Origin of the sequence: Microbispora sp. NPDC049125 (assembly GCF_040802045.1) — a bacterium.
GTDB lineage: Bacteria > Actinomycetota > Actinomycetes > Streptosporangiales > Streptosporangiaceae > Microbispora.
The window spans coordinates 1-2,504 of record NZ_JBEZDW010000100.1; the positions used below are offsets into that span (position 1 = coordinate 1).

Here is a 2,504-nt window from a genome sequence, read left to right on the forward strand (position 1 = left end):
GTCTCGACGGGCGGCGGCGCCGCGACGACCGTGAAGTCGGTGGCGGCGACGTCGGAGGTGTTGCCGGCCTTGTCGGTCGCCCGGTACCGCACAGTGTGCTCGCCGACCTGGTTCACCGACACCGGAGCCGTGTAGGCCTGGAACGCGCCGCCATCCAGGGCGTACTCCACCGTGTCCACACCGGACTCGGTGTCGGTCGCGGAGACGGTCACCGCGGCGGACTCCACGTAGTCACCATCGGCGTTCTTCTCGCCCGACACATCCGCCGACACCTGCGGCGGCGTCGTGTCGGTGGGACCAGCGCTGGTGACCACGATCTCGCCGACCATTCCCGAGTGACCGGGGATCGCGCAGTAGAAGCGGTACGTTCCCGGGGTGAGGTTCACCTGAACCTCGTGCCTGCCCCCGTTCGCGTCGAAGGGGCTGGCGATGAAGTTGACATCGACGTCGTGGTTGTAGCCGGGGCTGGAGATGTCGAACGTCAGCGTGTGCGTCATCCCGGAGGTGTTGCCGGTCGACGCGTTCGTCTCGAAGATGATCGTCGTAGGGCCGGCCGTCGCCGTGGTCGGCGCGGACTTGTACGCGGTGTAACCGTTGTCGGCGGTCCAGACGAGCGTCTGCTCCGCCGCCTGGGCGACCTGCTGTCCCTGAGCCTGCGCCGCGGCTCCGACTCCCGACAGCCACGCCGTCGGCAGTGCCACTGCCGCGATCACCAGGACCATGCGTCCGAGCGTGGCAGGGGTTCTGAGCGCCCTCCGCAAACCACCGAGGAAGCCCGAGAAGAATCTGTTGCGCATATACCGTGTACCTCTCATGATCTGATGCGCCGGCCGGCGGACATCGTGCTTTGGCCGACGTCACTCCGAGGGCGTGCCGGGCGGGAGAGCTCGCGCACACGGGCGTCGCGGACCCCGGCCAGGCGGTGTCGGCCAGGCGGTGTCGGCCTCGGAGCGGTGGTAGGTCTGGCGGCCATGACGGGCGGCGTCGCCACGCCCAGAGTCAGGGCGACGTTCCCCTTATGATCACGGCGCGGCGCCAGGCGGGTGGCCGGGGTACGCGAAGAGGTCTCTTCGTCCCATCGTCCGCTCCTTCGGTTGTGGGGGGGCAACAGCAACCTTCGGAAGAACTACCTGATCGGCCGCAGTGGGCACTGGGCTCGCCGATGCCGGACGTGGCGCCGACCTTGTCAAGCTCCTCGTCCCTGCGCCGATCGATCACTCCCGGCGACGGCATCGGTGCTGTGACGTCCTCCATCCCTTCAGAGGCTGGTGGCCGCTCCTCAGGCGCTTCGGCTGGAAACGTAACAGTCTGGCTGCATTTAGTCCACATCTATTACTAAGTTGACTCGTTCGTTACCCTATGTACCGAAAGTCGGCAAAAGACCTATTACGCATCGATGGAAGTGCCCTTAGACCTGCCCGAATTTCCTCCGGATCGGCATGCCCGACGCTCTGCGGGCCGGCCTTGGGATCTCGACCTCATGTCGTCTCTGCCGGCTCGCCGTCGGCATCACGGACCACCCCCCAGCTCGCCGTCCCCGGCGAGCGCCGTCCTCGATTGGGAACCATGACCGAGAAAAGCACTGATGTGACGCGACGCCTACTCTCGCGGCGCGTCTTCGCCACCACCGCGGTGACAGCCGCCGCGATCGCGCCGTTCGCCGTGGCGAGCCAGGCGACCGCGGCGCCTGCGGACAAGACAGCGGGCGAGCCGGGCGGTGTCCGCCGCATCACCCTCTACGTGGACAACCTGCCGGACGGTCAGATGGGCTACGGCCTGGAGCCCGGCAAGCCCACGATCCCCGGTCCCCTCATCGAGATGATCGAGGGCGAGATCCTCGAGATCGAGCTGGTCAACAACACGGACGTGACCGCCAGCCTGCACGTGCACGGGGTGGACTATGAATGGAACAGCGACGGCACGCGGATGAACGACAGCGTGGTGGAGCCGGGAGGCCGGTACGTCTACACCTGGCGCACCCACGCCCCGGCCGACCGCCCGGACGGCACCTTCGAACCCGGCAGCGCGGGCTACTGGCACTACCACGACCACGTCGTGGGGACCGACCACGGCACGGGCGGCATCCTGCGCGGGCTCTACGGGCCACTGGTGGTACGCCGCACAGGCGACGTGCTCCCGGACAGGACCTTCACGGTCGTCTTCAACGACATGAAGACCAACAACCTCACCCAGGCGCCCGACTTCACCGCCAAGCTCGGCGAGCGGGTGGAGTTCATCGTGATCGCCCACGGGAACCTCTTCCACACGTTCCACATCCACGGACACCGCTGGGCCGACAACCGCACCGGCCTGCTGGCGGATTCGGAGGATCAGAGCCGGATCATCGACACCAAGACCACAGGGCCCGCCGAGTCGTTCGGCTTCCAGGTGATCGCCGGTGAGCGCGTCGGCCCCGGGAAATGGATGTACCACTGCCACGTGCAGAGCCACTCCGACGCAGGGATGTCCGGGGTGTTCACGGTGACCGGCGCGAGCGAGAAAGT

General features: G+C 67.3%; 2 protein-coding genes. One reads left to right on the plus strand and one right to left on the minus strand.

What is annotated here, in order from left to right:
- A partial coding sequence (locus AB0B72_RS40105) for a plastocyanin/azurin family copper-binding protein (protein ID WP_367745040.1) occupies positions 1 to 722 on the minus strand: 722 nt, incomplete at its 3' end.
- 844 nt (positions 723 to 1,566) lie between these two features.
- Between AB0B72_RS40105 and AB0B72_RS40110 the strand changes: the two genes are divergently transcribed.
- Positions 1,567 to 2,504, plus strand: a 938-nt coding sequence (locus AB0B72_RS40110) for a multicopper oxidase domain-containing protein (RefSeq protein WP_367745041.1), incomplete at its 3' end; no start/stop codon positions are given.